This is a genomic window from Corynebacterium poyangense, from assembly GCF_014522205.1.
GTDB classification, from domain to species: domain Bacteria; phylum Actinomycetota; class Actinomycetes; order Mycobacteriales; family Mycobacteriaceae; genus Corynebacterium; species Corynebacterium poyangense.
The window spans coordinates 1,100,716-1,127,280 of the sequence record NZ_CP046884.1 but is presented as its reverse complement, the minus strand read 5'-3'; the positions used below and the strand labels follow the sequence as shown (position 1 = coordinate 1,127,280).

Annotated in this window: 21 protein-coding genes, 3 tRNA genes and 1 riboswitch; of the genes, 11 read left to right on the top strand and 13 right to left on the bottom strand. The window is 52.9% G+C overall.

What is annotated here, in order from left to right; translation table 11 throughout:
* Nucleotide 1 precedes the first annotated feature (1 nt).
* Nucleotides 2-1,150: a glycine oxidase ThiO gene (gene thiO / locus GP475_RS05285; RefSeq protein ID WP_187975580.1), complete on the bottom strand. Its 1,149-nt coding sequence runs from the start codon at nt 1,148-1,150 to the stop codon at nt 2-4.
* Nucleotides 1,144-1,258: riboswitch (TPP riboswitch) on the bottom strand. Its footprint overlaps the gene before it by 7 nt.
* Nucleotides 1,259-1,326: 68 nt before the next feature.
* On the opposite strand from thiO, the gene GP475_RS05280 reads away from it, so the two are divergent.
* Together GP475_RS05280 and GP475_RS12610 are read left to right on the top strand one after the other, a co-directional pair.
* Nucleotides 1,327-1,884, top strand: a complete 558-nt coding sequence (locus GP475_RS05280) for a thiamine phosphate synthase (protein WP_316932486.1) — start codon at nt 1,327-1,329, stop codon at nt 1,882-1,884.
* Nucleotides 1,863-2,018, top strand: coding sequence for a beta/alpha barrel domain-containing protein (locus GP475_RS12610; protein WP_316932485.1), 156 nt, complete (start codon nt 1,863-1,865; stop codon nt 2,016-2,018). Before GP475_RS05280 ends, GP475_RS12610 begins: the two co-directional genes overlap by 22 nt.
* On the opposite strand, the gene GP475_RS05275 is transcribed toward GP475_RS12610, so the two are convergent.
* Nucleotides 2,010-3,431, bottom strand: a complete 1,422-nt coding sequence (locus tag GP475_RS05275; RefSeq protein ID WP_187975579.1) for an amino acid permease — start codon at nt 3,429-3,431, stop codon at nt 2,010-2,012. The two genes, GP475_RS12610 and GP475_RS05275, sit on opposite strands and share 9 nt — an antisense overlap.
* 208 nt (nt 3,432-3,639) lie before the next feature.
* Nucleotides 3,640-3,712, bottom strand: a tRNA-Glu gene (locus GP475_RS05270).
* 107 nt (nt 3,713-3,819) lie between these two features.
* Here GP475_RS05270 and GP475_RS05265 point away from each other — a divergent pair.
* From GP475_RS05265 to GP475_RS05235, 7 genes are all read left to right on the top strand, one after another.
* Nucleotides 3,820-4,842, top strand: coding sequence for a LacI family DNA-binding transcriptional regulator (locus tag GP475_RS05265; RefSeq protein WP_224400019.1), 1,023 nt, complete (start codon nt 3,820-3,822; stop codon nt 4,840-4,842).
* Nucleotides 4,843-4,978: 136 nt separating this feature from the next.
* On the top strand, nt 4,979-6,385 hold the full coding sequence (uxaC, locus tag GP475_RS05260) for a glucuronate isomerase (protein WP_187975578.1): 1,407 nt from the start codon (nt 4,979-4,981) through the stop codon (nt 6,383-6,385).
* Nucleotides 6,382-7,746: a mannitol dehydrogenase family protein gene (locus tag GP475_RS05255; RefSeq protein ID WP_187975577.1), complete on the top strand. Its 1,365-nt coding sequence runs from the start codon at nt 6,382-6,384 to the stop codon at nt 7,744-7,746. Before uxaC ends, GP475_RS05255 begins: the two co-directional genes overlap by 4 nt.
* 8 nt (nt 7,747-7,754) lie before the next feature.
* Nucleotides 7,755-9,527 (top strand): beta-glucuronidase, encoded by a 1,773-nt coding sequence (gene uidA / locus GP475_RS05250; RefSeq protein ID WP_224400016.1) that lies wholly within the window; start codon nt 7,755-7,757, stop codon nt 9,525-9,527.
* Nucleotides 9,528-9,575: 48 nt separating this feature from the next.
* Nucleotides 9,576-11,066 carry a glycoside-pentoside-hexuronide (GPH):cation symporter gene (locus GP475_RS05245; RefSeq protein ID WP_187975575.1) on the top strand — a complete coding sequence of 497 codons (1,491 nt, stop codon included), beginning with the start codon at nt 9,576-9,578 and terminating at the stop codon, nt 11,064-11,066.
* Nucleotides 11,066-12,295, top strand: a complete 1,230-nt coding sequence (manD, locus tag GP475_RS05240; protein WP_187975574.1) for a D-mannonate dehydratase ManD — start codon at nt 11,066-11,068, stop codon at nt 12,293-12,295. Before GP475_RS05245 ends, manD begins: the two co-directional genes overlap by 1 nt.
* A 164-nt stretch (nt 12,296-12,459) precedes the next feature.
* A complete protein-coding gene (locus GP475_RS05235) occupies nt 12,460-13,077 on the top strand; it encodes a DUF6919 domain-containing protein (protein WP_394367428.1) in 618 nt (205 codons plus the stop codon).
* Between the two features lie 102 nt (nt 13,078-13,179).
* On the opposite strand, the gene GP475_RS05230 is transcribed toward GP475_RS05235, so the two are convergent.
* The 3 genes from GP475_RS05230 to gltX all read right to left on the bottom strand — a co-directional run bounded on the left by GP475_RS05230 (nt 13,180) and on the right by gltX (nt 14,954).
* Nucleotides 13,180-13,255: transfer RNA gene (locus GP475_RS05230), tRNA-Glu, on the bottom strand.
* 36 nt (nt 13,256-13,291) lie between these two features.
* Nucleotides 13,292-13,363: transfer RNA gene (locus GP475_RS05225), tRNA-Gln, on the bottom strand.
* 106 nt (nt 13,364-13,469) lie between these two features.
* Complete coding sequence (gene gltX / locus GP475_RS05220; protein WP_187975572.1) at nt 13,470-14,954, bottom strand: glutamate--tRNA ligase; 1,485 nt, start codon at nt 14,952-14,954, stop codon at nt 13,470-13,472.
* A gap of 29 nt (nt 14,955-14,983) precedes the next feature.
* Between gltX and GP475_RS05215 the strand changes: the two genes are divergently transcribed.
* A complete protein-coding gene (locus tag GP475_RS05215) occupies nt 14,984-16,141 on the top strand; it encodes an isochorismate synthase (protein WP_187975571.1) in 1,158 nt (385 codons plus the stop codon).
* Here GP475_RS05215 and GP475_RS05210 read toward each other — a convergent pair.
* Genes GP475_RS05210 through GP475_RS05190 form a run of 5 tightly spaced genes read right to left on the bottom strand, consistent with a single transcriptional unit; the run spans nt 16,119 to nt 21,540 of the window.
* On the bottom strand, nt 16,119-16,925 hold the full coding sequence (locus GP475_RS05210; RefSeq protein WP_187975570.1) for a fumarylacetoacetate hydrolase family protein: 807 nt from the start codon (nt 16,923-16,925) through the stop codon (nt 16,119-16,121). The two genes, GP475_RS05215 and GP475_RS05210, sit on opposite strands and share 23 nt — an antisense overlap.
* 31 nt (nt 16,926-16,956) lie before the next feature.
* Nucleotides 16,957-17,616: an exonuclease domain-containing protein gene (locus GP475_RS05205; protein WP_394367415.1), complete on the bottom strand. Its 660-nt coding sequence runs from the start codon at nt 17,614-17,616 to the stop codon at nt 16,957-16,959.
* An 18-nt stretch (nt 17,617-17,634) separates the two neighbouring features.
* Entirely contained in the window at nt 17,635-19,491 is a 1,857-nt protein-coding gene (locus GP475_RS05200; protein ID WP_187975569.1) for a DUF294 nucleotidyltransferase-like domain-containing protein, read from the bottom strand.
* A gap of 59 nt (nt 19,492-19,550) precedes the next feature.
* Nucleotides 19,551-20,573, bottom strand: coding sequence for a 3-isopropylmalate dehydrogenase (locus GP475_RS05195; protein ID WP_187975568.1), 1,023 nt, complete (start codon nt 20,571-20,573; stop codon nt 19,551-19,553).
* A gap of 52 nt (nt 20,574-20,625) precedes the next feature.
* Nucleotides 20,626-21,540 (bottom strand): hypothetical protein, encoded by a 915-nt coding sequence (locus tag GP475_RS05190; protein ID WP_187975567.1) that lies wholly within the window; start codon nt 21,538-21,540, stop codon nt 20,626-20,628.
* Nucleotides 21,541-21,866: 326 nt separating this feature from the next.
* Between GP475_RS05190 and GP475_RS05185 the strand changes: the two genes are divergently transcribed.
* Nucleotides 21,867-22,946 (top strand): YkvI family membrane protein, encoded by a 1,080-nt coding sequence (locus GP475_RS05185; protein ID WP_262485240.1) that lies wholly within the window; start codon nt 21,867-21,869, stop codon nt 22,944-22,946.
* A gap of 56 nt (nt 22,947-23,002) precedes the next feature.
* Here GP475_RS05185 and serA read toward each other — a convergent pair whose 3' ends face one another.
* On the bottom strand, nt 23,003-24,586 hold the full coding sequence (gene serA / locus GP475_RS05180) for a phosphoglycerate dehydrogenase (RefSeq protein WP_187975566.1): 1,584 nt from the start codon (nt 24,584-24,586) through the stop codon (nt 23,003-23,005).
* A gap of 209 nt (nt 24,587-24,795) precedes the next feature.
* Nucleotides 24,796-26,514 (bottom strand): MBL fold metallo-hydrolase, encoded by a 1,719-nt coding sequence (locus GP475_RS05175; protein ID WP_449506140.1) that lies wholly within the window; start codon nt 26,512-26,514, stop codon nt 24,796-24,798.
* Between the last annotated feature and the right edge of the window lie 51 nt (nt 26,515-26,565).

The following is a 26,565-nucleotide window of genomic DNA, read 5'->3' as shown; positions in this document are numbered from 1 at the left end:
CCTATAAACTTTCATATGGCACTAAACTAAAACGCCAAGGATCAATACTTTTCCTAAATTCCGCCGAGATCTTATCTTCTTCCCCAACGGCAATAAGCGCACCAATATGCGAACCTAATGCAGATAAGAGAATTCCGTGCCGAAAATAGCCGGTAGATAGAATAAGATTTTCCGCCACTTCCCCTATTAACGGAACATCATCGGGTGTTCCTGGGCGCGCCTTTGAGATGATTTCGTAAATTTCACATTCCAGAATGCTTGGCACAATGTGCGCGGCATCTCTGAGCAGTTGATAGACCCCTTCTGCAGACACCCCAGCCAAAGAATCTTCACGAGAAGTCGCCCCCACAACGACAGTGCCATCGGCACGCGGTACCACATACACCGGCCGGCCATGAACTACTGCCCTAATAGTTCGACGCACTAACGGCCGGATATGTTCAGGAACCCGCAAGCGAATGACCTCACCGTGAACTGGACGAAGCGGAAGATTCAGCGCTTTTGGTAAGCCCCCAATGTCAGCAGCTGCCAGGCCTGTCGCCACGATCACCTTATCTGCCAAGAAATCTCGGCCATCTTCAGCGTGCACCCCAACCGCCCGCTGGGCGTCGAATATTACTTTCTCTATCGTGGTTTCGATGAGGTCATCTGCTATCACGTCGAGCAACGCCTGACATAAGTTACGCGGATCTACTTGGTGGTCACCGGGGATATCTACTGCACCCACACATCCTGGGCCCAGTGCTGGTTCTAATTGTCGAGCGTGTCGAATAGTGATGGGTTGGACATCCATGTCGAGGCGATGTTGCAAGGAGGTCAACTCAAATAGTGCCGTTCGATCAGCGGAATCGCCGGCAAGCACAAAAGTAGAGTTTGCTAAATACCCTATTTCTTCTTTGTGCTGCCCTAAATCCGCAGCAATCTCTGAGACAAAGCGGGGAAACATCTCCCCTGAGGCCACCATGAGCGGATACAACGTGGGTTGATCCCACACCACCTCAGCAACTGGAGCCAACATACCGGCGGCTGCGCGCGTGGCCCCAGATACAGGGGCGGGGTCGCACACAGTGATATCCCACCCACGGCGTTTTAATTGCCAGGCGGTAGCTAAACCAATGATCCCGGCCCCCACAACAACGGCTGATGACATGGGGCATTCCTCCCTCCGGCGGCATGATCCGCATCAGGTTTGGCGGTCGGCCTCCATGGCCCTCTCAGCCACGCTGTGGATAACACCGTGGCTCCCGCGGAACTCCTACATCTGACATCATAGGAGCCTTTGCACCGATGGGGGTAGCCCCTACCGAGGGAATAGACTTCCGAACTATGAGAAGCCGCACCCGTGAAGAACGCTTAGCTCTGTTACATGCCGCCCAACTGTATGTCTGCACCGACGCCCGCACTGACCGAGGTGACCTAGCTGATTTTCTCGACGCCGCCTATCGAGGTGGAGTAGATATTATCCAGTTGCGGGATAAAAAGATCAGTGCTCGTGATGAACTCGATGCTCTCAAAATCCTTGCCGACATAGCCCATCACCATGGAAAACTCTTCGCTGTCAATGATCGCGCCGATATTGCAGCATTAATCGGGGCGGACATCATTCATGTGGGTCAAGAAGATTTAACACCGGCCCAGGTCCGATCACTCTTGGGACAGGATGTGCTAATTGGCCGCTCCAACCGAAAAACCGACATGTTCCGCGATTCCTTAGCAGACCCCGATATCGATTACGCCGTCATGGGCCCGGTATGGAAAACTCCGACGAAACCTGGACGCAAACCCGTTGGTTTAGCTGGTATTTCCGCAGCCGCGCAACTCAGCGACAACACTAGACTTCAGCAGAAGACTCACCCAAAACCGTGTGGGCTATTGGCGGAATAGATCAAGATAACGTCCACGACGTCCTCAGCGCAGGCGCTCGCCGAATAGTGGTGGTTCGCGCCATCACTCAAGCTGCAGATCCCCAATCTGCAGCTCAAGCGCTTAAGAACACGATCCGAACGTGGCTAACCTAAGGTAGTCTCTGCTTCGCTGGTGCGCTGACGCCCCTGACGGATCTTCGCAGCAGTCCCCATCCCGATAATCCATACCGCGGAGGCAATTAAGCCAATTCTGGTATCTGATTCAAAAGCAAGCACACATACCATTGCCGCAAAGAAAGCTAATACGACCCACGCAGCTAGTATCCCAAAAGGCGCCGGAAAGACGCTCTTGCGGTGTAAATCATCGTGGGTTTTTCGGAACTTGAGATAGGACATAGTAATAATGGCCCAAACTGCCATCACCAACGTTGAGGCCATTGCCGTGATCATCGTAAAAGCTTGAATGACAGATTCCCCAGCGGAAATAAGGACAATGGAGCTCAGCAATAAAACGCACGTCAGGAATAACGCATTCTGAGGTACTCGACGTCGAGACAACACCTTAAATGCTTGAGGTGCATCACCGCGGTGCGCCAAACCCCACAACATTCGAGATGTCGAATAAATCCCGGAGTTCGCTGAAGAGGCAGCTGAGCTCAGCACCACAATGTTGACGATACTCGCTGCCGCTGCTAACCCCGTTAATGCGAACATCGTCACAAAAGGAGATTTGCCCGGATCAACTTCATTCCACGGGGTCACCATCATAATCACAGCTAATGCGCCAATATAAAAAAGCATAATTCTCATCGGAATGGAATTAATAGCTTTTGGCAACATAGTCTCTGGATTTTTCGTTTCTGCCACAGTGGTGCCAACCAACTCGATTCCCATAAAAGCAAAAATCGCAATGGGAAATCCAGCTAAAAATCCATAGAAGCCCAAGGGGAATAATCCACCATGAGACCATAAGTTACTCAAGGCTGCAGGATCGCCAGATTCATTGGGAACATGACTTACTACCATCCACAGTCCCACCACAATAAGCGCTAAGATAGCGCAAATCTTAATGAGAGCAAACCAGAATTCTATTTCCCCAAATGCTTTGACGGTGAGGGCATTTAAGCTATATAAGCACCCGATGACCAGGATGATGGGAATCCATGCAGGAAGCTGAGGCCACCAGAAATGGGTGTAACCCACGATAGCGATCAGGTCTGCGACTGCTGTTACAACCCAGCAAAACCAGTAGGTCCACCCGGTAAGAAAACCCGCGACGGGCCCGAGGAGATCATGAGCGATATCCGCGAAAGTAGCGTAGCGGGAGTTGGAAAGCAATAGCTCACCCATCAGCCGCATAAAGAGATAGAGGACAAGACCTATGGAAAGGTAGACGAAAAGTATTGACGGGCCAGCTAAAGAGATGGTTTTTCCGGATCCCATAAAAAGACCGGTACCGATAGCTCCGCCTATGGCAATGAGCTGAATATGACGGTTCTGGAGGGTACGATCCAGATGGGAACCCTGCTGTGACGTACCGTGGAGTCCCGAATGGTTATCCTTCACGACTTCCTCCTTGGGGTGATAGGTACTCCGGTATCAGCAAGAACTCATGGTGTTAATGATCACCATATTGTTCTTATCGTGGAGACTACTCCCATAGACACTAAATCAATTTCCAGAACACGCTACGAGGAATTCTAAATTTTTAGGATGAGACTCTGGTGACGAGATAAAAAGAAGGCCAGAGTTTCTCTGACCTTCCTTTATGACGTACCCCGTACGGGATTTGAACCCGTGTTACCGGCGTGAGAGGCCGGCGTCCTAGGCCGCTAGACGAACGGGGCTTGGTAGCCAGATGGAAGACTAAACTACCGCGGGATAATTTCACAAATCAGCTGTTCAGAAGCGATGTCGACGACGAGGTAGAAAGACGTCGATTACCCTGGATAATGTGACCAGCATCTACGACGTCGCCCGAATAGCCGGGGTTTCTGCGGCAACCGTCTCCCGCGCACTTAACCGTCCCGATCTGGTCAGTTCCGCAACTGCTGAAAAGGTGATGGAAGCAATCACTAAAGTAGGATATCGGACACATGCCACCGCGCCGCCCGATTCCTCCTCCACCCCCCGAACCGGGGTAATTGGAATAGTCATCGCTGACCTCCTCAATCCTTTTTTCCTAGAAATTGTTCGGGGCGCAGAACATGCGGCTCGCTCCCAAAATCGACAACTTCTCGTAGCCAATGCCGCCGAATCAGAACGACGATTTTTAGAAGCAATAGACGCGATGCTGCCCCTCGTCGACGGTGTTCTGCTCGCCTCCCCAAGGCTGAGCACCGGACAAATCCATAAAATTGCTCGAACTCGGCACACCGTTGTCCTTAACCGCCCAGTCGCCGGCGTGGCAAGTGTCATGGCAGATAACTATGCTGCAGCTGTTGCCGCCGCAGAATACCTTGCTGCTACCGGAACCAGGAGTATCACCTACTTGGCTGGGCCGGAGGATGCCTTTGCCGACGGGCTACGGTGGAGAGGCTTATTAGATGCTGCAGGAGAACCAAGCACAGATAAGCCGTTGACGTTGATTCACCCTCCCACTCCAATAGGGAAACTAAAAGTGCACAAAATGAGGGCAACTGAACCCACCATCCGCGGAGGACACCAGCTTGTCCGACGCTGGTATGACTGCCCTACCGATGCCGTGCTGTGTTTCAACGAGCTGATTTCAGTAGGATTTATGCACGGGGCACAGCAATTAGGACTTCGAGTTCCCGAAGACGTCAAGGTAGTGGGATTTGATAATACCGAGTTTGCCCAAATAGTAACTCCTTCATTGACCACCGCTGCTGCTCCTCTACGGCTAATTGGGTCCGTCGGAGCTGCTCTGGTGATGTCTCATATTGAAGGGCTGCGTAAACCTCAACTCCAACCCCGCATTTTGCCGACGAAGTTGATTCGACGCCAGTCGGCCTAAGGATGAAGCTTCGGGTGATTGACTGCTAACTCCCCCAAGCGGGGTGCCAACCCCACATATTTGTTGAGAAAAATAACCGGCTGCAACTTCTTGCAACTCGTTGCCAGTGGTGTTTTCCCAACAATTAAATGGGGGTATGTCTACTCCACGAGTTGCCCACCCAGACCGACTATTACCAGCGGACCCTGGGGTCCGCGAGATCGCGCGTCGCCTTCTTGCGGAAGTTGAAAACCTTCCTATTATTTCCCCGCACGGGCATTTAGATCCCGCTATGTTCTGCCATAATGAGGCTTTTCCGGATCCCACTGCCCTGTTGATCAGCCCGGATCATTACGTCACCCGGGTTCTGCGCTCAGCAGGAATTGATCTTGGTGAGTTAGGGGTCGGACGGACGTCATGTGACCCCCGCGCCGCCTGGAGAATCTTTTGCCAGCATTGGCCCCTCTTTAGCGGAACAGCCTCAGGATACTGGCTTGAACAAGAGTTTTATCATGTCTTCGGGATAGATCCGGACCGGATTTCAGAAGACACCGCGGATGATATTTATGATGAACTATCCCACGTCATCGCTCAGGATGACTTTCGTCCCCGGGCACTGGCCACCCGTTTTGGGTTAGAGGTGCTCGCCACTACCGATGATCCTCTTGATGATCTCTCCTACCACCGGGCTTTAGCCGAGGATTCACAATTCCATCCCCGGGTGTTGCCCACGTTCCGGCCCGATGCCTACACCAAAATGTATCTTCCGGATTTCCGGGATAATGTGACACGGCTCATTGACAGTGCTGGAGAGGGTAAAACCGGATACCAGGGCTATCTGGAAGCGCTCAAAAACCGGCGGTGGTTCTTCAAGGAAAACGGCGCGGTCAGCGCTGATCATGGTACGCATGATGCTAATTCAACCCCCTTAGATGATGCCACTGCGGCTCGGATCTTTGAGAAGGGCCTCAAGGGGGAAGCTACCCGGGACGAAGCGGCTGCCTTTGAGGCCAATATGACGTATCGCTTCGCGGAAATGTCCCAAGATGATGGATTGGTCATGACTTTGCACCCTGGGGTGTACCGCAACCACTCCACTACAGCTTTCCATCGTTTTGGACCTGACACGGGGCATGATATTCCGTTCCGGATGGAATACACCAACGGCTTACAGCCACTACTGTCTCAGTTTGGCGAAAACCCAGCCTTCCACCTGGTGCTATTTACCATTGATGAAACGGTGTACTCCCGCGAACTTGCCCCCTTAGCCGGATACTATCCAGCCTGTTACGTGGGGGCGCCCTGGTGGTTTATTGACGAAATCGACGCTATGAACCGCTTCCGCAGCGCAATTACCGGCACCACCGGGTTCTCCCGTAGCTCCGGATTCATTGATGATACTCGCGCCTACTGCTCTATCCCGGCGCGCCATAATACCTCACGCCGAGTAGAAGCCAATTACCTTTCCCGCCTGGTGGCAGAACATCGTCTCTCCGAAGAGCGTGCCGCCGACATCATTGTGGATTTGGTCGATGCCTCACCACGAAGGGTTTTTAAGCTATGACTTCTCTAGTTCGTTCCTCAGATACCCCAACCCCTCCCATTCGCTTGGTTCACCTGGGTCTAGGTGCTTTTCATCGAGCCCACCAGGTGTGGTACACCCAGCACGCCGAAAACAACCCACAGCAGCCGGAATGGGGATACGCTTCCTTCACTGGCAGAAGCCCAAGAATGTCGGAGGTCCTGTCCCCCCAAGGCGGCTTATATACCTTAGTCACCCGATCTGAGGATGGGGACTCGTGCGAACTGATCTCTTCCCTCGTGGAGGCTAACCCAGCACACAATATTTCCCGGCTAGTTGAGCTCGTAGCATCAGCCGATGTTGCAGTCCTTACTCTCACGATCACCGAGGCTGGATATCACCTGGATGAACAAGGTCACCTTGATCTTCACCATCCACAAGTCAACGAGGACTTAGCCGATTTGCGTCGCAGAGATTTCTCCGCTCTACGCACAGCCGCTGCCCGGATTGTTGTCGCATTACACGCTCGACGCCAACAGTCAGACGTCGGTCTTGCTGTCATGAGTTGTGACAATATCTCCGCTAATGGTGCCGCGACCAAAGCCACCGTGCTCGGAATGGCCCAAGAATGGGATCCGGAACTTGCCCAGTGGATTTCCGGCAATGTGACTTTTCCTTCCACCTCAATTGATCGGATAACCCCAGCTACTGAGGATTCTTTGGCGACCGTGGTGGAACAAAACTGTGGCTATCGGGATGCTGCTCCTGTTGTTACTGAGCCCTTTGCCAATTGGATTATCCGCGGAGAATTCCCGGTTGGACGCCCGAACTGGGAGCGTGCCGGAGTGGAATTCGTTGCTGACATCGAGGCTTTTGAACGCCGCAAATTATGGCTGCTTAATGGTTCCCACTCGCTCATGGCCTATGCCGGCCGCAGCGCAGGTGCAGAAACAGTAGCTCAAGCTATTGCCATCCCAGAAGTACGCAGCCGCGTTGAGGAATTTTGGCAGGCAGCCAGTACTTTCTTGGATCAACCTGAGCTGGCTGTTCCGGACTACCGGGAGGCCCTCATCCAGAGATTCAATAATCCCCGCATTGAGCATTACTTGTCGCAAATCGGTATTGATGGTGCGACGAAGCTCCGGATGCGTTCTGTCCCTGTCATCCGGCGATGCCTTGAGGCCGGTCGCAATGACTTAATTCCCGGTGCTGCGGCACCCATCCAAGCCTGGGTGACGTGGCTCCTTCAAGGTGGCGACTTCCAAGACACCCGCGCCTCGGACATTGACGTGGCGCTCCATCAGGCACATCCAGTTCAGGCTTTAGTTGCGGTTCTGGATCAGGATCTAAGCCACAACCCAGATGTCTTAGCTGCGGTTTCCTCTTTGAGTGAGGAGAAATAATGTTAGTAATGCGTGAATCACGAACCAGAGATTGTCGGATACTTAACGGGATGTGGAGGTTTTATCCGGATCTTGACCACACCGCTGAAGCCGAGGAGATTTGGCGAGATGCCTTACCTGGATCCCAGCAGTGTGCCGTTCCGGCTTCGGTCAATGACCTCTTTACTGATCCTAGGATCCGTCATCACGTTGGACTGTATTTCTACGAACGGATGGTTTTAGTCCCCGGAACGTGGGATCAATCAGTCATTCTTCGCTGTGGTTCTGCTACTCATGAAGCCCGGGTGTGGGTTAATGGTCAGGAAGTAGGCGACCATCGGGGAGGATATCTTCCCGTCGAGGTTGATATCACTGATCATGTCACGCCGGGAGAGGTCTTCCGCCTCACGATCGCCGTCGATAACCGCCTCTACCAGGATTCCATTCCCCCGGGAGAGGTAGTTCAGCAAGACGACGGTACCTGGCGCCAGGACTATCGTCATGATTTCTTCAACTACGCCGGACTGCACCGCAGTGTCGCGTTGTGGTCTCGTCCCAGGACCTATCTCCACGATGTCACTATTACCACCTCGTATTCTGGTTCTACTGGCGTCGTGAGCTGGAGCGCCGACTTCTCTGAGGCGCCAGCGTCAATCCAGATTAAAGTGCTTGATCACCGCGATGTTTCAGTGATCGCGGAATCCGAGGGATCTTCCGGGCAGGTGGAGATTCCCCACGTCAGACTATGGACTCCGGGGATCGGAGGACTCTATGACCTCGAAATCTCAGCCTATGATGAAGCCGGGCAACTTCTTGATTGCCATCGAGAACCCTTTGGAGTGCGGGAAGTAGCCGTAGAGGGAATGCAGTTCCTTATTAATGGCGAGCCCTTCTATTTCACCGGTTTTGGTATGCACGAAGACCATGAGACTCTGGGGAAAGGGCATTCCGACGCCCACATGCTTCAGGACTTCGAGCTCTTGTCGTGGATAGGCGCAAACTCGCTGCGCACCTCGCATTACCCCTACTCAGATGAGTTCATGGATTACTGCGATGAACACGGCATTGTCGTGATCGATGAAACAGCAGCCGTGGGGCTGAATTGGGCCATTGCTGGCGGAATCGTCGGTGACGAGGTAGGAGCCACTTTCACCCCGGGCCACGTGGATGACAAAACCCAAGCCACTCATAAGGACCACATCGCGGAACTCATTCAGCGAGATAAGAACCGGCCGTCGGTGGTGATGTGGTCTATCGCCAATGAACCCGATACCGCCGTTCCAGAGGCTCGAGAGTACTTTGCTCCCCTGGTTGAATGGACCCGTTCTCTAGATGCCACGCGCCCAGTCGGTTTTACCAATGTCATGTTTGCTCCGGCCGGGGTTGATACGGTTTCTGATCTGTTTGATGTCTTGATGCTAAACCGCTATTACGGCTGGTATGCCCACATAGCTGATCTCAAGAAAGCACAGGAGGTTCTGCGCGAAGAACTCGAAAAGTGGCAAGACATGCTCCATAAACCCATCATTATGACCGAATACGGCGCTGATACTGTGGCCGGCTTGCATTCGGTGCACAATGTCCCTTTTTCCGAGGAATTCCAGGTCGCCTACCTCAAAGCCTATGAAGAAGTCTTTGATGCCGTGCCTGCCGTCATCGGGGAACAGATGTGGAATTTCGCTGACTTTCAAACCAAGTTCGGTATCGCCCGTATTGATGGCAACCGTAAGGGTGCTTTCACCCGAGACCGACGCCCTAAAGCTGCGGCCACCCATTTACGCCAGCGGTGGACAACTCGGTAGCTTCCCTCATCTTTCAACTTTTCCTTCACCAAGGAGGTGCGCCACATTATGGCCACTCACTCTTCACCAACCGCTGCGGTGGTTAGCAGCGGACCGCATCTCCCGGTCCATCGGCTCGTTGGCTATGGCCTAGGTGATGCCGGATGTAATATTGCGTTCCAAATGACCGGCCTTTTCCTCCTCGTGTTTTATACCAACGTGGTGGGAATTCGCCCCGAACATTCTGGCCTTATCTTTCTTTTCATCAAGGTCTGGGATGCTTTTGCTGATATTTTTGCCGGCCGCGTAGTAGATGCCACCATGACCCGCTGGGGTAAATTCCGCCCCTTCCTCTTGTGGTACTCCATTCCGCTTCTCGCCTCTAATCTGCTGTGTTTCTGGATCCCGGTCAGCGATTATGGGATGAAAGTCATCTGGGCTACTGTCTCTTACGCCCTGATGGGGTTGCTCTACTCCATGGTCAACATCCCTTACGGTTCCCTTGCGGGTGCTATGAGCCAAGATCCCGTAGATCGCTCCCGAATGGCTGCTGCCCGCATGGTAGGTTCCGGTTTCACTATTTTGATCTTGGCAGTTTTGTTGGCACCGGCCATTAAATCTGCTGCCAACCTGCAACAAACCTTCCTCATTACGGCTATTGCCTTCCTCATTGTTGGATCAATTTTCTTCATGACAACCTTCGCCACCGCCAAAGAGGTGGTGGAACGTGAAGTTGAACGAGTCTCTCTTAAAGAAACCCTGGCAACAGTCCGTCGCAACGGTCCGCTGATGCGGCTGTGCGGTTCCTCCCTGATGTATCTCACCGGCCAAAACGTAGTATCTGCCATGGCGCTTTATATCGCCATTGACTTGCTGGGGAGGTTTTCCGACGGTAACTGGCAGTCCACGGTGGTCACTATCATTACCACCGGCGCTGTCCTGTATATGTCCCCATTTGGGCCAATCCTTACTAGAAAACTGGGGAAGAAACGGGGATTCCTCGTTGCTGGAATTGCCTCAATTATCGGCGTCATTATCTTCTGGGCGGGTTCCTCAGTAACCCAGAGCCTGAGTATTAGCTTGCTCGGACTTTTTGTCACCGGCGCCGGAATGGCCATTCTTAACACAATGACGTGGGCTTTGGAAGCCGATACCGTGGAATACGGCGAATACCGCACAGGTATTCGTACCGAAGGGGCCACCTACGCCGCATTCTCCTTTACCCGAAAAGTAGGGCAAGGAATAGGTATGGCCCTCGCTAGCTGGGCTCTTGCGCTCTCGGGCTATGTCCAACCCACCTCGGAGCAGAAAGCCCAAGGAATCAGCCATCTGGCTCAGGACCCCGCCACGCTCGACGCGATGGGGTTGTGGTTTGCCATCTTCGCCGGAGGGTTCTTCCTCCTCGCGATCCTCATTATGTGGAGTTATCCACTCACTGAAAAGCGCTTCGGAGAAATCATGGCTTCCATTGAGAAAAACCGAACAAGTTTGGCAGCGAAATTCGCTGATGATACCGAAAAAGTGGTGTCCTTAGATATCGACGATAAGGAGAAGAAGTAATGAAAATTGCGCACGCTGAAGTTTTTGTGTGCTCCCCTACTCGCAATTTCGTCACTCTGCGGCTAACCACCGAGGATGGGATAGTTGGCGTGGGAGATGCCACGCTCAATGGGCGTGAATTGGCGGTAGCAAGTTATCTCAAAGACCACGTGTGTCAGCTCATGGTAGGGCGCGATGCCCGGAATATTGAGGATACCTGGCAGTTCCTCTATCGAAGTGCGTATTGGCGGCGCGGCCCGGTCACAATGGCAGCTATTGCGGCCGTCGATATGGCCTTGTGGGATATCAAGGGCAAAGCAGCAGGAATGCCCGTGTATCAGCTCCTCGGTGGTGCAAGCCGACGAGGATGCCGTGCCTATGGACACGCCAGCGGCACTGATCTGGAATCTCTGTTTGACTCCATCCGCTACGAAATGTCGCTGGGGTATCGCAGTATCCGGGTGCAAACCTCGGTGCCGGGAATCGAGAAACTCTATGGGGTCGCAGCTCAGGAGCAGTCCACCGGCGAGCGCTACGACTTTGAACCGGCGAATCGTGGCTCGTGGCCGGTGGAAGAGGACTGGGATACGAGAGCTTATTTGCGGCACGTACCCACAGTTTTCGAGGCAGTGCGCAATGAGTTTGGCCCTGAGCTTCCTCTACTCCACGACGGTCACCACCGGATGACTCCGCGGGAAGCTGCACAGTTGGGTAAATCTCTTGAACCCTATGACTTGTTCTGGTTGGAGGACTGCACACCGGCAGAAAACCAGGAGGCTTTGCGTTATGTTCGGTCGCAAACCACCACGCCCCTAGCTATTGGTGAGGTTTTTAACTCCATTTATGACATTAAGGACCTCATTTCCGAGCAGCTTATTGATTATGTGCGCTGCGCCTCAACCCATTTCGGTGGTATTAGCCCGTTAAGGAAAGTCATGAATCTTGCCGAAATGTACCAAGTAAAATCTGGTTTCCACGGTCCCACCGATGTATCTCCGATTGGATTTGCAGCTCAACTTCACTTGGGTCTTTCCATCCATAATTATGGATTACAGGAATATATGCCTCACTCCACGCTGACGAAGGAAGTATTCCACGAATCCTTGACCTTTGAAAACGGTTACCTCCACCCGGGAGACAACCCTGGACTAGGTGTGGAGTTTGATCCAGAAGCAGCGAAGAAATTCCCCTATGAACAAGCATATCTGCCCTATAACCGGCTAGCTGACGGTACTGTCCATAACTGGTAAATACCCTTGCCCACCTCGTTACTATGAGTAGAGAGGTGGGCGACGTCTTTCTGGCTGCAGGCTTTCTTTATACCTCCGGGGATTTCTCCCCATGAATTCCGGTGCTCACTGTCTTATTCTCAGACTTGTCAATAACCACAGCAGAAAGATAGTAAGGATTTTCCATAAGCACCGATAATTCTTTTTCTATTGCCGATGATCTCCCGGAGGACTGGAGTGACGCTAAAAGCTTTGCTGATTTACGGTATTTGACGGACTGTTATGTTCAGGGTGAATTAGATACCAGCCCAGAATACTTAGGGCCCATTGATGAAGAAACTGCTCCTATTGCTAATTTCCTCTGTTTCTATAATGATTTCGGGTATTTAACACTCAGCTCTCAGCCGGGAGTTCCCCTCGATGAGGAAGGCTACGCGCAGCGGGCATATGTAGAACTTATGTCTCCAGCGGAGTCAGTGTATCGGCTGGTCTCCGCGCTAAGCGCGAGCCATTACGTCACCATAGTCCGCGGGGCACATGAACCACAGGACTCCGTCATGAGGGTTACTATTGGTAACCCCTCTCACACAACCTCAGTAGGCGGGGTCGATGAAAATACTATTGAGCGACTAAAGAATGGGAATGCCACCTTAGACCAGCAATTAGAATCCTGTTTGTACGTCACCGTCGTGGATCCATTGTGGGGGACTAACATGATGTGGCCGGATCTATGTGCTGCCGTTCGGGGTGCTACTATTCCACAGCGGATTGGCACCATGACTGATATTCCCAGTTTCCTTTAAGATCACTTTTGGGCCATGCCCCCGACCTGATTGATCCGCGAGTACACACTACTCAACTGCGAAAAAGCCAAGTCCTCTCAATAAGAACTTGGCTATAGTTTGTGGTACCCCGTACGGGATTTGAACCCGTGTTACCGGCGTGAGAGGCCGGCGTCCTAGGCCGCTAGACGAACGGGGCGAAGAGTGAATTTCTTCACCGTGCGGACAACCGCAGCTGGCCTACCAGGACTCGAACCTAGAATGACGGTACCAGAAACCGTTGTGTTGCCAATTACACCATAGGCCACTATTGCTAGCTCAGCGGTCGAACACTATTGACCGACCCCGTGCGAAGCAACGGGATCTAATATAGTCACAATTCCTCTGAACTAACAAACCAGCAGGTCATTACCCTATTGTCCAGATGACTGCCACGGTGTCTGCTCCCGCGCGGCGCGCAACCGAGCTAAAGTTGATTCTTTACCCAACAATTCCATGGATTCAAAGAGTGGCGGTGAAACGGCTGCACCGGAAATCCCTACTCGCAGTGCGCCATAGGCTTTCCGAGGCTTAAGCCCTAACCCCTCAATGAGAGCTCCGCTCAGGGCTTGTTCAATGGCTGGCGTGGTCCACTCATCGAGGGCAGACAACACCTTGATTCCTTCATCGAGGGCCTGAACGGCATCTTCCTTCAAGTTCTTTCGCGCTGACTTTTCCTCCAACTCCAATTCAGCGTCCGGGGTCACTAAGAAGTTCACTAAGCCATAGGCGTCACCTAAGGTCTTAATCCGGGTCTGAACTAGGTCAGCGGCAATCTTAAACTTATCGGCCGGGTAGTCAACCGGGAAATCGGTGAACTCAGTCAGATAGTCACGAAGTCGCTGTTCAAATACCGCTGGTTCAAGGAGCCGGATATGGTCTGCGTTGATTGCCTCCAACTTCTTTTGGTCAAATCGGGCCGGATTGCCTAAGACGTCGGCTACGTCGAAATTCTCTACTAAGTCCTCAACACTGAAGATATCCCGGTCCTTTGCTAGTGACCAGCCCAAGAGAGCAAGATAGTTGATCATGCCTTCCGGGATAATTCCGGCTTCCCGGTGATTAAAGAGATTGGACTGAGGATCACGCTTCGACAATTTCTTATTCCCCTCCCCCATCACAAAAGGAAGGTGACCGAAAATAGGTGTGCGCTTCGCAATCCCAATGCGTTGCAGAGCTTCGTAGAGGGCTAACTGACGTGGGGTTGAGGGGAGAAGGTCCTCACCACGAAGAACGTGAGTTATCCCCATGAGGGCATCATCCACCGGGTTGACCAAGGTATAAAGCGGTTGCCCATTGGAACGCGCCACCACAAAATCAGGCTGGGTGCTGCTGACAAATTCCATGTCTCCGCGCACCAGATCATGCCAGCACCAGTTTTTATCAGGCATCCTCAGCCGCCACACTGGTTTGCGCCCCTCAGCCTCAAAAGCCGCAATCTGCTCCTCGCTGAGGTCACGATCAAAATTGTCGTATCCCAACTTGGGGTCTCGTCCGGCTTCACGATGGCGCTGTTCTACTTCCTCTGCCGTGGAGTAAGCGGGATATACTTCACCAGCCTCAATGAGCTTATTGAGAACATCCCGGTAGATGTCACCACGCAGGCTTTGCCGATAAGGCTCGTGTGGCCCGCCTTTCACCACGCCTTCATCCCAATCCAAACCCAGCCACGTCAATGAATCGATAATGGCCTGGTAGGACTCTTCAGAATCACGGGCAGCATCGGTGTCTTCGATCCGGAAGATCAGTTTTCCACCGGTGTACCGAGCGTAAGCCCAGTTGAATAAAGCGGTGCGAACCATTCCCACATGGGGGGTTCCCGTTGGCGATGGACAGAATCGAACGCGTACGTCAGTCATGGTGGATATGGTAGCTACAATGTTTTCACATGTGTTCACGCCCTACCACTGCGCCAGATTTTTTACTCTCCAGAGCCGATGGATCGGTCCGCACCCAGGGCGCTAAAATCACTTTTTCCGACCCTCACCAGGCCATTTCACTACTTTCTAGCGGAAACGTTGAGATGATCGTTGGTGCTTTGCCATTTCACCCGGGGGCACCTGCCGCGTTAACTGTTCCTGAAAAAATCATTCGTGAAGATCACGCTTTAGAACCGCACCCCTATTATCGGATCGGCCCCGGCGCACAGCTTAAGGCGCACTTAGTTGGCGTTGACCCCTCCCCCCAGGAGCACCGGAAACGTGTTGCCCACGCGGTGGACGCTATTCAGCGCAGGCAGTTTGATAAGGTCGTGCTGGCCCGAGCGGTTGATATTGCTTTTGATCCGGCGGTTGATCCTCGACTCGTTGCCGCTCGCCTCATAGAACTTTCCGCCCAACGGGATGCTTTTATTGCTGATCTGTCCCCGGCTGGTGAAGAATTTCACGGAAAAATGCTGGTTGGTTCTTCGCCGGAGGTGTTGGTGCGACGCCGTGGTCAGGTGGTGACTGCTTTCCCCCTCGCCGGTTCAGCTCCCCGGCAAACTGATGCACAATGCGACGCCAAGATAGCTCAACGCCTTCAAGCCAGCGCCAAAGACCAATCGGAACATGCTTATGTCGTCGAACATTTGCGGAGGGTGTTGACGCCGCTGTGTTTTTCTTTGAGCATTCCGGATCAGCCGGAGCTGATGAAAACCAATGAAGTATGGCACTTAGCCACACCCATTCGTGGAGAGTTGCGCGAACCGGCACCATCGGCTTTAGAGTTAGCGATGCTGACTCACCCCACTCCAGCGATATGCGGCACACCGGCAACAGCGGCGGAACGCTTTATCAGCGATCTAGAATCCCCTCGAGGTTTTTATGCTGGCGCCGTGGGCTGGTGCGATAGTCATGGTGACGGGCAATACATGGTAGCGATCCGATGTGCCGAGGTCAGTGCCGACGGCTACCAGGCCCGAGCGTGGGCCGGCGGTGGCATTGTGGCGGATTCTGATCCAGAGACAGAATTTGCGGAAACCACCGCGAAACTGCGCACGATTATGCGCGCTCTTGGGTTAAGGGATGACGTTCCCCAGACCACTACGCCCGAGCTACTGGATTAGCGAGTTTCCCGATACCGGGGATGTCAATTTCGATGGAATCCCCCGGCACCATTTCTTCCGTTCCGGCCGGGGAGCCAGTGCAAATCACATCTCCAGGTAATAGCGTCATCGAAGCGGTAATGAATTCGATGATCTCGCCAATGCTCATAATCATTTGATTAGAGTTAGAATCCTGCTTGACTGCAGTGTGCCCCTCGTGGGTGAGCCGAGCCTTAATAGGCAAATTGGTTACATCAATGGCATCAAGATCAGTTTCTATCCAGGGGCCCAGGGGGCAGAAAGTATCAATTCCTTTAGCTCGAGCCCACTGACCATCTGAGAATTGCAGATCGCGGGAGGAAACATCATTGACGATGGTGTAACCGCGCACCACCTGACGCCAATCATCAGCTTTAATGTTTTTGCACGGACGTCCAATAATCAGTGCGAGTTCTCCTTCGAACTCCACGTTCGTTGCGAAATCCGGGATGCGGATAGGCTGACCCGGCCCGATGACTGCGGTTGGGGGTTTAATGAACAGGGTCGGGGGAAGAGATTCGGCAGATTTCTTAAACACTTCAGCCACGTGGTCAGCATAGTTACGTCCAATGGCAACTACTTTGCTGGGCAGCATGGGAGCTAATAGCCGAACCTGAGAAAGCGGCCACTCTCGGCCGGTAAACTGCGGCTCCGTAAAAGGGGTTCCTTCGATTTCTTTGGCGGTGAGCTGGGCGTAGTCTTCTCCCTCGCCCTCGATCACGCAAAAACACATTGTTTCCGGAGTAGCAATTCTTCCAAAACGCATGAAGGGTATCCTAGCGTGCCGGGGATCACCTCTAGTGACGCAGGTCGCCTAATACCTTTCCCCGACTGTTCGCATCTACCGTTTGCGCCAGATAGAGCTCAGCGCAAGCCAAGGCATCATGAAGGGCACTGTGATTGGGGTAGCGCGGTAAACCATATCGCTCTCGGACTCGAGGAAGGCGAAGATCTTCTCCACGCGGGTATGTCCCCATCCGCTCCATACGTCGGCGTTCTAAGGCGAAGGTGTCCACCACCGGAGGCTGAAAAGAAGCCCGATATACCTTCTGACATGCTCGCGCTAGAAATTGCTGTTCAATATGCGAGAAGTGAGCCAATAAAACTCGACCAGCCAGGGCAGTTAATAGTTCATCCATAGCTTTGTCCAGACTCACCCCGGATGCGAGTTGCTCATCGGTGAAGTAATGGATAGTGGCGGAAGAACCAACAGAAAAACCCGGCGCGCCTTGGATGATGAGTTCAGCAGCTTGGCTTAGGTCGATTGTTCTTCCGTTAATGGGTACCCACCCTATGGAGACCATGACGTCTTTTTTTGGATTAAGCCCGGTTGTTTCCACATCGACAGCGAGGAGGGGTAGATCGTGGAGCAGATGAGATGAAGGCGGGAAACTAGTGTGTTCCCACTGCGGCGGCACTGTGGTGGACCGGGAGAAAAGGGCGCTGAAGACTCCCAAGTGTTTCCTTTCGGTTGTTTAGATATTACGCACCGGATATTTCGTGGCTAAGGCGGTTTGGAGGTTTTTAATTAACTGAAAAGAATCCCTGAGGTGTTCCCGATCCATTTTGCTGAGATTAGCTGGATTGAGGTGATAATCCGGATCATGGCCGGCAATAACCTGGTCAGCTTGATGCTTTAAGGTAAGAGAGCTGAGAACATCAAAGGCGTCTTGAAGATTCCGGGAACTATCGTCAGATAAGGTTCCAGCTGCGGCAGCCTCCTGGAGACGAGAACGCGTTGATAGAGATAACGAACCTGCATGGAGGGCATAGAGCCGAGCCATTTGCACAATGGCCGCTATTCCGCCTTTCTTGACGTCCAGGGTATTGGCATATTCCCCGGAACGATCCACCACAAAACCACGGAAAAATCCGAGCGGTGGTTCACGTCGGGCGGCCAGGGCGGCGAGGTGGGCATGGAGGCGCGACGCCCCCTGAGCCATTTCCACAACATCACGATGGAGACTATCAACAAGATGCTGGTCACCTGCGATACCTCTGAGATCAAAGAAGATCTGAGCATGAAGAAGAGCCTCCGGCTGAGGAGCCGTAATCCATGTGTGGAACGTGTCTTGCCATTGAGCTAAAGTCATTCTCCACTGCGGATTTTGGGCCATCATATCTCCAGGACAAAGAATCTGCCCTGCCCGGTGAAGCCCCTGACAAATCATCTCCGTAAAACGACGGAAATATTCTCCATGCTCATCCTCACGGTAGCTGTTATCCAAGATCAGAGCATTATCTTGATCCGATGCTAATCCCATCTCTTTACGACCTTGGGAACCTAAGGCCACAAAAGCCCAAGGAATGGGGGCCGGTCCAAGTTCTTCCTCCGCTAAGGTGATGAGGCGTCGGGCAATAGAGTCAGCCACCATAGTCAAAAGTCCGGCAACATCTTGAGGATGTGATCCTTTTTCAATAAACCGCAGCGCCAAGGTAACAGCATCACGATAGGCATCAGTCATATCCTCGAAGGTCCGGCGGGAGAGGTCAGCAGTCAGGTAAATAGGGTCCTGGTGGAGAAGTCGGATGACATCTGCTGAGCTGAGAATTCCTCGCAACTCGCCATCATCAACAACGGGCATATGATGGATACCGTGTTCAGCCATTAAGAGCATCACTTCAAAAGCTGGCGCCGTGCTCGATGTTGTCAGTAAATTGCTCGTCATAATGGTGCTGACTGGTTGCTGCGGATCATGGCCTGCCGCAAGAACTCGGGATCGCAAATCCCGGTCGGTAAGAATACCGCGAAGTTCCCCATCAGAAGCTGTAACTAACAGCGAGGAACTATCATGGTCACGCATGACTACCGCAGCGTGTTGGATGCTCGTAGTCGCCGGAATACACAAGGGATTAGTGACCATGAAGGTGCTGATGGTGGTGCGCAGTAATTCATTACTTGGCCCCTGCCGTAGTTGCTCGGCTTCGGCAGCAATACGTCGGCTCTGTGAGGAATAAAAACGCTCGAATTCCGGATGCGCTTGAGCAAGTTCACTGAACGTAGACTCCTTAAGGATCATCAGCAAGCTATCCTCAACGGTAATAACCTGGTATCTAAAGTTGGGCTCCCCCATCAGAGAGGAATAGCCAAAGCTTCCACCAGCATCCCGACGATCTAGTAACAGTCCTTGCTCATCGAGAACATCAACGGCGCCTGTTCGAATAATGAAGAGCTGATCATTATTGTGCCCATAAGCCACGACCTCAGTGCCTTTGGGCACATACGTCATGGTGATGTGCCGTGCAACGTCATTAAGCACAGACTCAGGAAGCCGACTAAAAGGTTCGACCTCGGCAATAAAATCACGCACTGCCTCAATCTCTACGCTCATAGCTGCTGAGTGTATCGGTTTTCAGGGCAGTGCGCTGCGGTTTTAGTTGGATTTCTGCACTAGGAATTCGCCAGGGCTTCCGCTATCCGGTCCCCAACTTCCTGAGTCGATAAGGAGGCGTGTCCACGCTGACTAATGTCTTGAGCTACCACGTCTTCAATCTGCTGGGCATGAGCCTCATCACCGAGGTGACGCAAGAGTAATGCGGCAGAAAGAATAGCGGCAGTAGGGTCAGCAATTCCTTGTCCGGCGATATCGGGGGCCGATCCGTGGACCGGTTCAAACATCGAGGGGTTAGTTCCTGAAGCATCAATATTGCCGCTGGCCGCGAGCCCTATTCCGCCGGTGATAGCCCCAGCAAGATCCGTCAGAATATCCCCAAAGAGGTTATCTGTGACAATAACGTCATAACGAGAGGGGTCAGTCACCATGTAGATGGTGGCCGCATCGATATGGTGGTAATCCACCTGAACATCGGGGAATTCTTCAGCTACCTCATCAACCGTGCGCTGCCAGAGGCTGCCGGCATTAACCAGAACATTGGTTTTATGCACTAAGGTGAGGTGTTTCCGACGCCCCTGAGCGCGGTGAAAGGCATCACGAACTACTCGCTCAACACCGTAGCGGGTGTTCTGCGAAACCTCACTAGCTACTTCCTGCGGTGTGCCTACGCGAAGACCGCCACCATTGCCAGCATAAAGCCCTTCGGTTCCTTCTCGAACCACAACAAAATCTATCTGCCCCGGATTCGCCAGCGGGGACTCAGAGGTGGGATATAGCTTAGCTGGCCGGAGATTAACGTGATGGTCGAGGGCAAAGCGAAGTTTAAGGAGCAGTCCACGTTCCAGGATTCCGGGGGGAACTTTCCCCGGGGCACCAATAGCTCCCAATAAGATTGCGTCATAGTCTTTTAATGCGGCGAGGGTGTCATCGGAGAGCACTTCCCCGGTTTCAAGGTAGTGATCAGCTCCAAGATTGAAATGTGTAGCGTCAATATCATCACGGACCGCATGCAGAACTTTCAATGCTTCCGCAATTACTTCTGGTCCGATACCGTCGCCAGGAATCACAGCTAATTTCATAATGTGGACACCTTCTCTCACCTGATGAACTTTTGCGGCTATGGTAGCAGTTCTACTGCACGCGGTGCATGATCGCCCGCAAAAGGGTGGCTGACTGCATAATCCCTTGATGCACAAGAAGATCTAGTTGGTAATCATTCACCCCAGCCCCTAGCGGAACTGCGCAGCTACTCACAACCCACCATCGATGATCTTCTTGCACTACGCTGGCGCGAGCTAGAGGTGCCAGAGAGTGTAGCCGATTAGCCACATGCACAGCAGTTGCCGGATCCGCCTCCCCAGAACCACTGCCCTGCCCGGGCAAGGCTGCAGCAACTCTCACCTCAAATACCTCGGAGTTGCGAAGCACAATATCTACCGGGGAGTTGTGGAGGGAGAGATTAAAACATTCATCTTCTTCATTAAAGGGGATATCTGGGAAACCACGCTCGGAAAACCATTGACGCACTCGGTCCCGAGTAACCCCCGGAAAGTAGACAGGACCAGGAGTGATGACCGTATGAAGAGGTTGTCCAGATTCATAATCGGGGAATGCGTCAGAAAATGCTTGGGATAAAACCACTCCGCTAGCTACAGCACTAGCGGCAAATGAACGCCATTGCCCCTCATCGACCGGCAGAGGATGAACGATCTGCGCTTGAGCGTTAAGCACCCCTGCATCGTCGTGAAGCACATCAAGAAGGTCCTTGTTGCGCTCAGGAACTAGCGATACAGCCGGCCAAGGGTGTTCTCTATTAAGGGAGTTCGCTACTGATAAGGCTTCCACATACAGCTGCGCCGGAAGCTGACCTAGCCACGTTGCCGTTGCCCCGATGAACTCGTGACGGTTTGGCACTAAATCACAGCTCAGCTGAAACGCGCCGCAATTAACCTCTAAGGGCAAAGCACCGCTTCGCGCATTCGCCGGGACCACGTCGAACTCTTGGAAAATCTGTGATAAAGCGCGAACAATAGCGCTTGGTTCCACGATGCTACGCTCCTTATAACAATCAATCTTTCGGCCCGACGCCTGGGGCCTTAACCCATCTAAGGCTACCCCACTCCCCGATGGAGCTCATGAACCCTAAGCCCCCGCTGAGTAATATAAAAAAAGTTATAACTTCATCTCTAGTGCTTTGAAGGAGTGTTTCTCTCAGCCATGAGGAATGTCATTTCCATCGGACTGGCATTTATTGGGCTTATCGTCGGGGCTGGATTCGCCACCGGTCAAGAACTGGTTCAAATTTTATTTCTTTCGGTTCCATCGGGATTTGGGGCACCATCCTGTCTGGAATCATCATCTCCATCGCCGGCGTGGTCATCTTGCAATTGGGAAGTTATTACCTAGCTGATGAACACCAATCGGTTTTCCGCTCAGCTACCTACACCTGGGTAGCCTGGGCTCTTGATATCGCCGTGATGGTTACCCTCTTTGCCCTGGGATTTGTCATGCTAGCTGGGGCCGGATCAACCATCTCCCAGCAATTTGATGTGCCCACCTGGATTGGATCTACCGTGATGCTGATCCTGATTATCCTCACTGGATTGCTCGATGTAGAACGAGTATCAAAAGTTATTGGTGGGCTTACACCTTTCGTCATCATCGCCGTCATTGTGGCCTTTTGCTACACCCTGGCTCACCTACCCGCGGACTTCTCCCACCTCAATCAGCTAGCCCAACAAGCCGACTCCCCAGTTAGCCCCTGGTGGCTCTCTGCCATCAATTACGCCGGTCTTGATCTCATCCTCGCTGTGTCCATGGTTTTAGTCATCGGAGGTAGCTATATCAACCCCAGGGACACCGGACGCGGCGGGCTCCTCGGCGGAGTGGTCTTTACCCTTCTCATGCTCATGTCCGCCATCACCCTCTTTGCCAATACGGACGACATCCAGGGCTCAGATGTTCCGATGCTGAAAGTCTTTGACCACATCTCCCCCTGGGCCAGCTACGTCGTGGTGTGGGTAGTCTACGGAATGATCTTTAACACCTGCATCGGCATGTTCTATGCCCTGGGGCGCAGAATAAGCGCCCAGGATCAATCCCGCTTCCGAATCCGCTACCTCGTGCTTTGTCTTCTGGGCTACGCCATCAGCTTCGTCGGATTTAAATCCCTCATGAACTATGTGTATCCGCTTCTTGGCTACTTAGGGGTAGCGATGGTCCTCATTCTGGTGGCTTCCTATCTGAAGGATCGCCCGCAGATCAGTGCAGAAACAGAAAGACGCGTTCGGTTGCGTTCGCTCTTTCTCCGCTCAGCGCGCTCTGGCCGTCGACTTTCTCATAAGGAACGCACAGAAATCCGCACCATGCTGAACGAATCAAATATCGACGAGGATCAGTTACGCCAAACAGTTCGGGAGGACATTCACGACCAACTGTCCTCGGAATCCTAAAAGCCCCGCGGATATTAATAATCCGCAGGGCTCCAGGAAGCTCGACGCCGAGGTCGCTAGCTGAAATTCAACTGGAACGCTTCTGCCCCTAGCTCCTGAGTGATCTCAGCTACTAACTCCTCGGGAACTTCACGCTCTACGCGAAGCACCAAGATGGCACCATCACCCTTTGCTGCCTGGGTTAACCCGGCTGCTTCAATATTGATGCCGGCGTCACCTAAAACGCTGCCAGCTTTGCCCAAAGCGCCCGGGGCGTCGGTATAGCGCAAGAAGAGGTTCAACCCTTCGGCACGCATATCAAAACCACGGTTGTTGATCTGGACAAATTTTTCTACCCGGTCTAGCCCGGTTAACGCTCCTACTACTTCAGCGTGCTGACCGTCTGCGCTAATGACCGTAATCTTCAAAGAAGAACGGTGAGTAGCAGATTCGGTGGTGGTTTTGACGTCTACCTCCACACCGCGTTCTTCTGCAATGGCGGGGGCGTTGACGAAGGTGACAGGTTCTTCAAGGATTCCGGAGAACACTCCCCGAAGAGCTGACAGCCCCAAGGCGGATACATCTTCAGTGCTCAGTTCACCGCGAGCCTCAACTTCAACAGCAGTAGGAGCAGCATCGAGGAGTCGTCCGGCGAGTAAACCAAGTTTGCGGGCCAAATCCAGCCAGAGAGAGACTTCTTCGCCTACGCGACCACCGGAGACGTTGACGGCGTCGGGCACAAACTCACCATGTAATGCGCGAAGCACGGAATCGGCGACATCAGTACCGGCACGATCTTGCGCCTCGAGAGTGGAAGCCCCTAAGTGCGGGGTTACTACGGTGTTCTTGATGCCGAACAGTGGCGAATCAGTGCACGGTTCGGTGCTATAGACATCGAAACCCGCGCCTCGGATTCTGCCGTCATTAATCGCATCAGCGAGAGCCTGCTCATCTACCAGACCTCCCCGAGCCGCGTTAATAATGATTTGCCCGGGCTTCGATTTCGCTAGCAGCTCAGCATTGAACATTCCCGCAGTTTCGGGAGTCTTAGGCAGGTGGATAGTCACGAAATCAGCCCGGGACATCAACTCTTCCAGCTCCACGAGCTCTACCCCTAGTTGAGCTGCGCGAGCTGGATTTGCGTACGGATCATAGGCAATGATTTCAGTTTCGAAGGCAGCTAAACGCTGAGCGAACAGCTGACCGATGTGCCCAAATCCAACAACACCAATGGTTTTGCCGTAGATCTCGACGCCTTGAAAAGCGGAACGCTTCCATTCCCCGCTCCGAAGAGAGGCGTCAGCATCGGGAATTTGCCGTGCGGTCGATAGCAGCAAGGAAATAGCGTGTTCGCAGGCGGAGTGAATATTTGAGGTGGGGGCATTAGCCACCATGACGCCGCGTTCGGTAGCGGCGGAAATATCGACGTTATCTAGACCCACCCCGGCACGCCCAACGATTTTTAAATTCGGCGCAGCCTCGAGCACTTCACGATCCACCGTAGTAGCAGAACGCACTAATAAGGCGTCGGCCTCCCCGACGGCAGCCAAAAGTTCAGCTCGGTTCGGGCCATCAACCCAACGCACCTCAACGGCGTCTCCCAGAGCATCAACAGTGGATTGAGCAAGTTTATCTGCAATGAGTACAACGGGACGGTTCACAGGTAGGACTCCTGATGCGATAGATACGTCCGCCCGCAGCCGGCACGACCGCGTCGACTACGAGCGAGTTCACGCCTTCTCACCCTGACGTGCAACCCTTTAGACGCTACCCTAGACCGCCCTGTCTGAAAATTAGACAGAGCTGGACTACCCCCATTCGCGCCTAAACCTATCCCGGAGCAGAACCCCGATGAGCGGAACTGTGAGACTTATTGATAAGAAACAAACCAGGGGCGTGGAACAACGTCATTGAAGGTTTGTTGCGGGGTAAACATGGGTTGATCTTCATCGAAGAAGTTCTTCCATGCCATAAAGAACCGCGGATCTAGATCTCTTCGCATGGCATCCCAGGTGTCGAACTTCTGCTCGCGGCTACCGTGCCCATCAGCGTGAAGAACAAAGGCCAGCTCAGGATGGTCCAGGTTTAATAACTCTCGGTTTCTAATCATCTGCAATTGGAATTGATGCAGAACCAAAGCCTTTTGTGGCAGCTTATTATCATCTACTAGCTTTGATAACCACTCAGAAACCTGGTCAATCTCTGACGCATCCACATGCCCGACCTGGCTCATCGGAAGCTCTCCCGGCTCTAATTTCCACTCCGGATCTAATGCCAAGCCCACGTTGGGCTCCTTGAGGAGATTCTCATATTTCTTGGCCTGGTCAAGCAAAGAGGCTTTACCTGGCTGGAGGTCGATGACCGCATATCCGCCAGCATTGATGATGGCATCCACATAAGGTCGGAGCTCTTGTTCGGGGAAGACGTTACTGTAGGTTCCGTCGGGGCCTGGATCAGCAGAAGCAACGGAGGCGATGACTTCAAAAGCCGGGATAACCGGTTCTTTTGACATCCCCTGATATTGATCAACTAAATCCTTCACTCGCTTGACCGAGGCAGCCGGATCTTGTTCACCCATCGCACCGAGTGCTGGACCAGAGGGGTGACCATAGAGGGCAATCATGCGTCGTCCCGGGAAAACAAGCCGGCCGCCACCCGGCAATTCAGCGGTAACGTGCTCACCCCGCTCGATTTTCTCGCTTAACGTTTTGCCGCTTCCAAATTGGTATCCCAACGCCAACAACGGCCGATTCGACAGCCCGGCAACCATCTTCATCGTGTCATCGCTCAACCGCGGGTCCGGATAATCCATATACCGGACCTCTACTCCATAGGCGCGGGCGGTACCCACTGCTGCGACCGCACTTTGTGGGCTGGCAATAGTAATGGGTGCGGAATTTCCATCCTCAGCTGTTCCTGCTGGCAAAGCTTCGGGTGTTCCCTGGGCTTGAGGACTAGGCACAAATTGCTCCCAGGTGGGCTTCAGCAACACCGCATCCTTGCCATTGAGCCCCACCACTGCTTTGACCATGTCCTCAGGGCGATCAACTTCTTGCTCAGTAAACTGAGTGGCAGTCAACGCCTCAAGCCCTTCAGCCGTCCCATTATCTCGGATGAAGTTAATTGCGGGTTTATCCGGAGAGTCAGTAGTTGGATCCGGGTCTGGTGTCACTGACTTTTCGTCAATATTACCAACCAACAAAACCTTTCCCGGTTGTAACTGTTTTATGCTCTCCTTAATGGATTTAGAGTTTTTATCACTCAACATCAGCATGGGAGTATGAGTAAAAACTGCAATAGACGCTGCCCGCAATTGTGAAGCATCCTTTGAATCAGAGATAATCAGCGTTTCCGAAGTGTCATGAAAACGCGCGACGGCCTCTGATCCAGAACCGTCAGAATCAGCCAAAATTTGCGGGGTTGCCTCATAATCATCGGAAACATTCCGGTTGATATTGGCAGCAGCTGCCTCCCCGAAGGGACCGGCATCAGCATCCTCGACACTGACATGTGGACCGCCTTTTCCGTTATCGGAGCTACACCCCACTAATAAGGATCCACTTAAAATGGTTACTCCACACAAAGCCATTAAGCGTTTTCGGCTTTTAAGAGATAAAGACAAGCTAGTTTCCTTCCACCG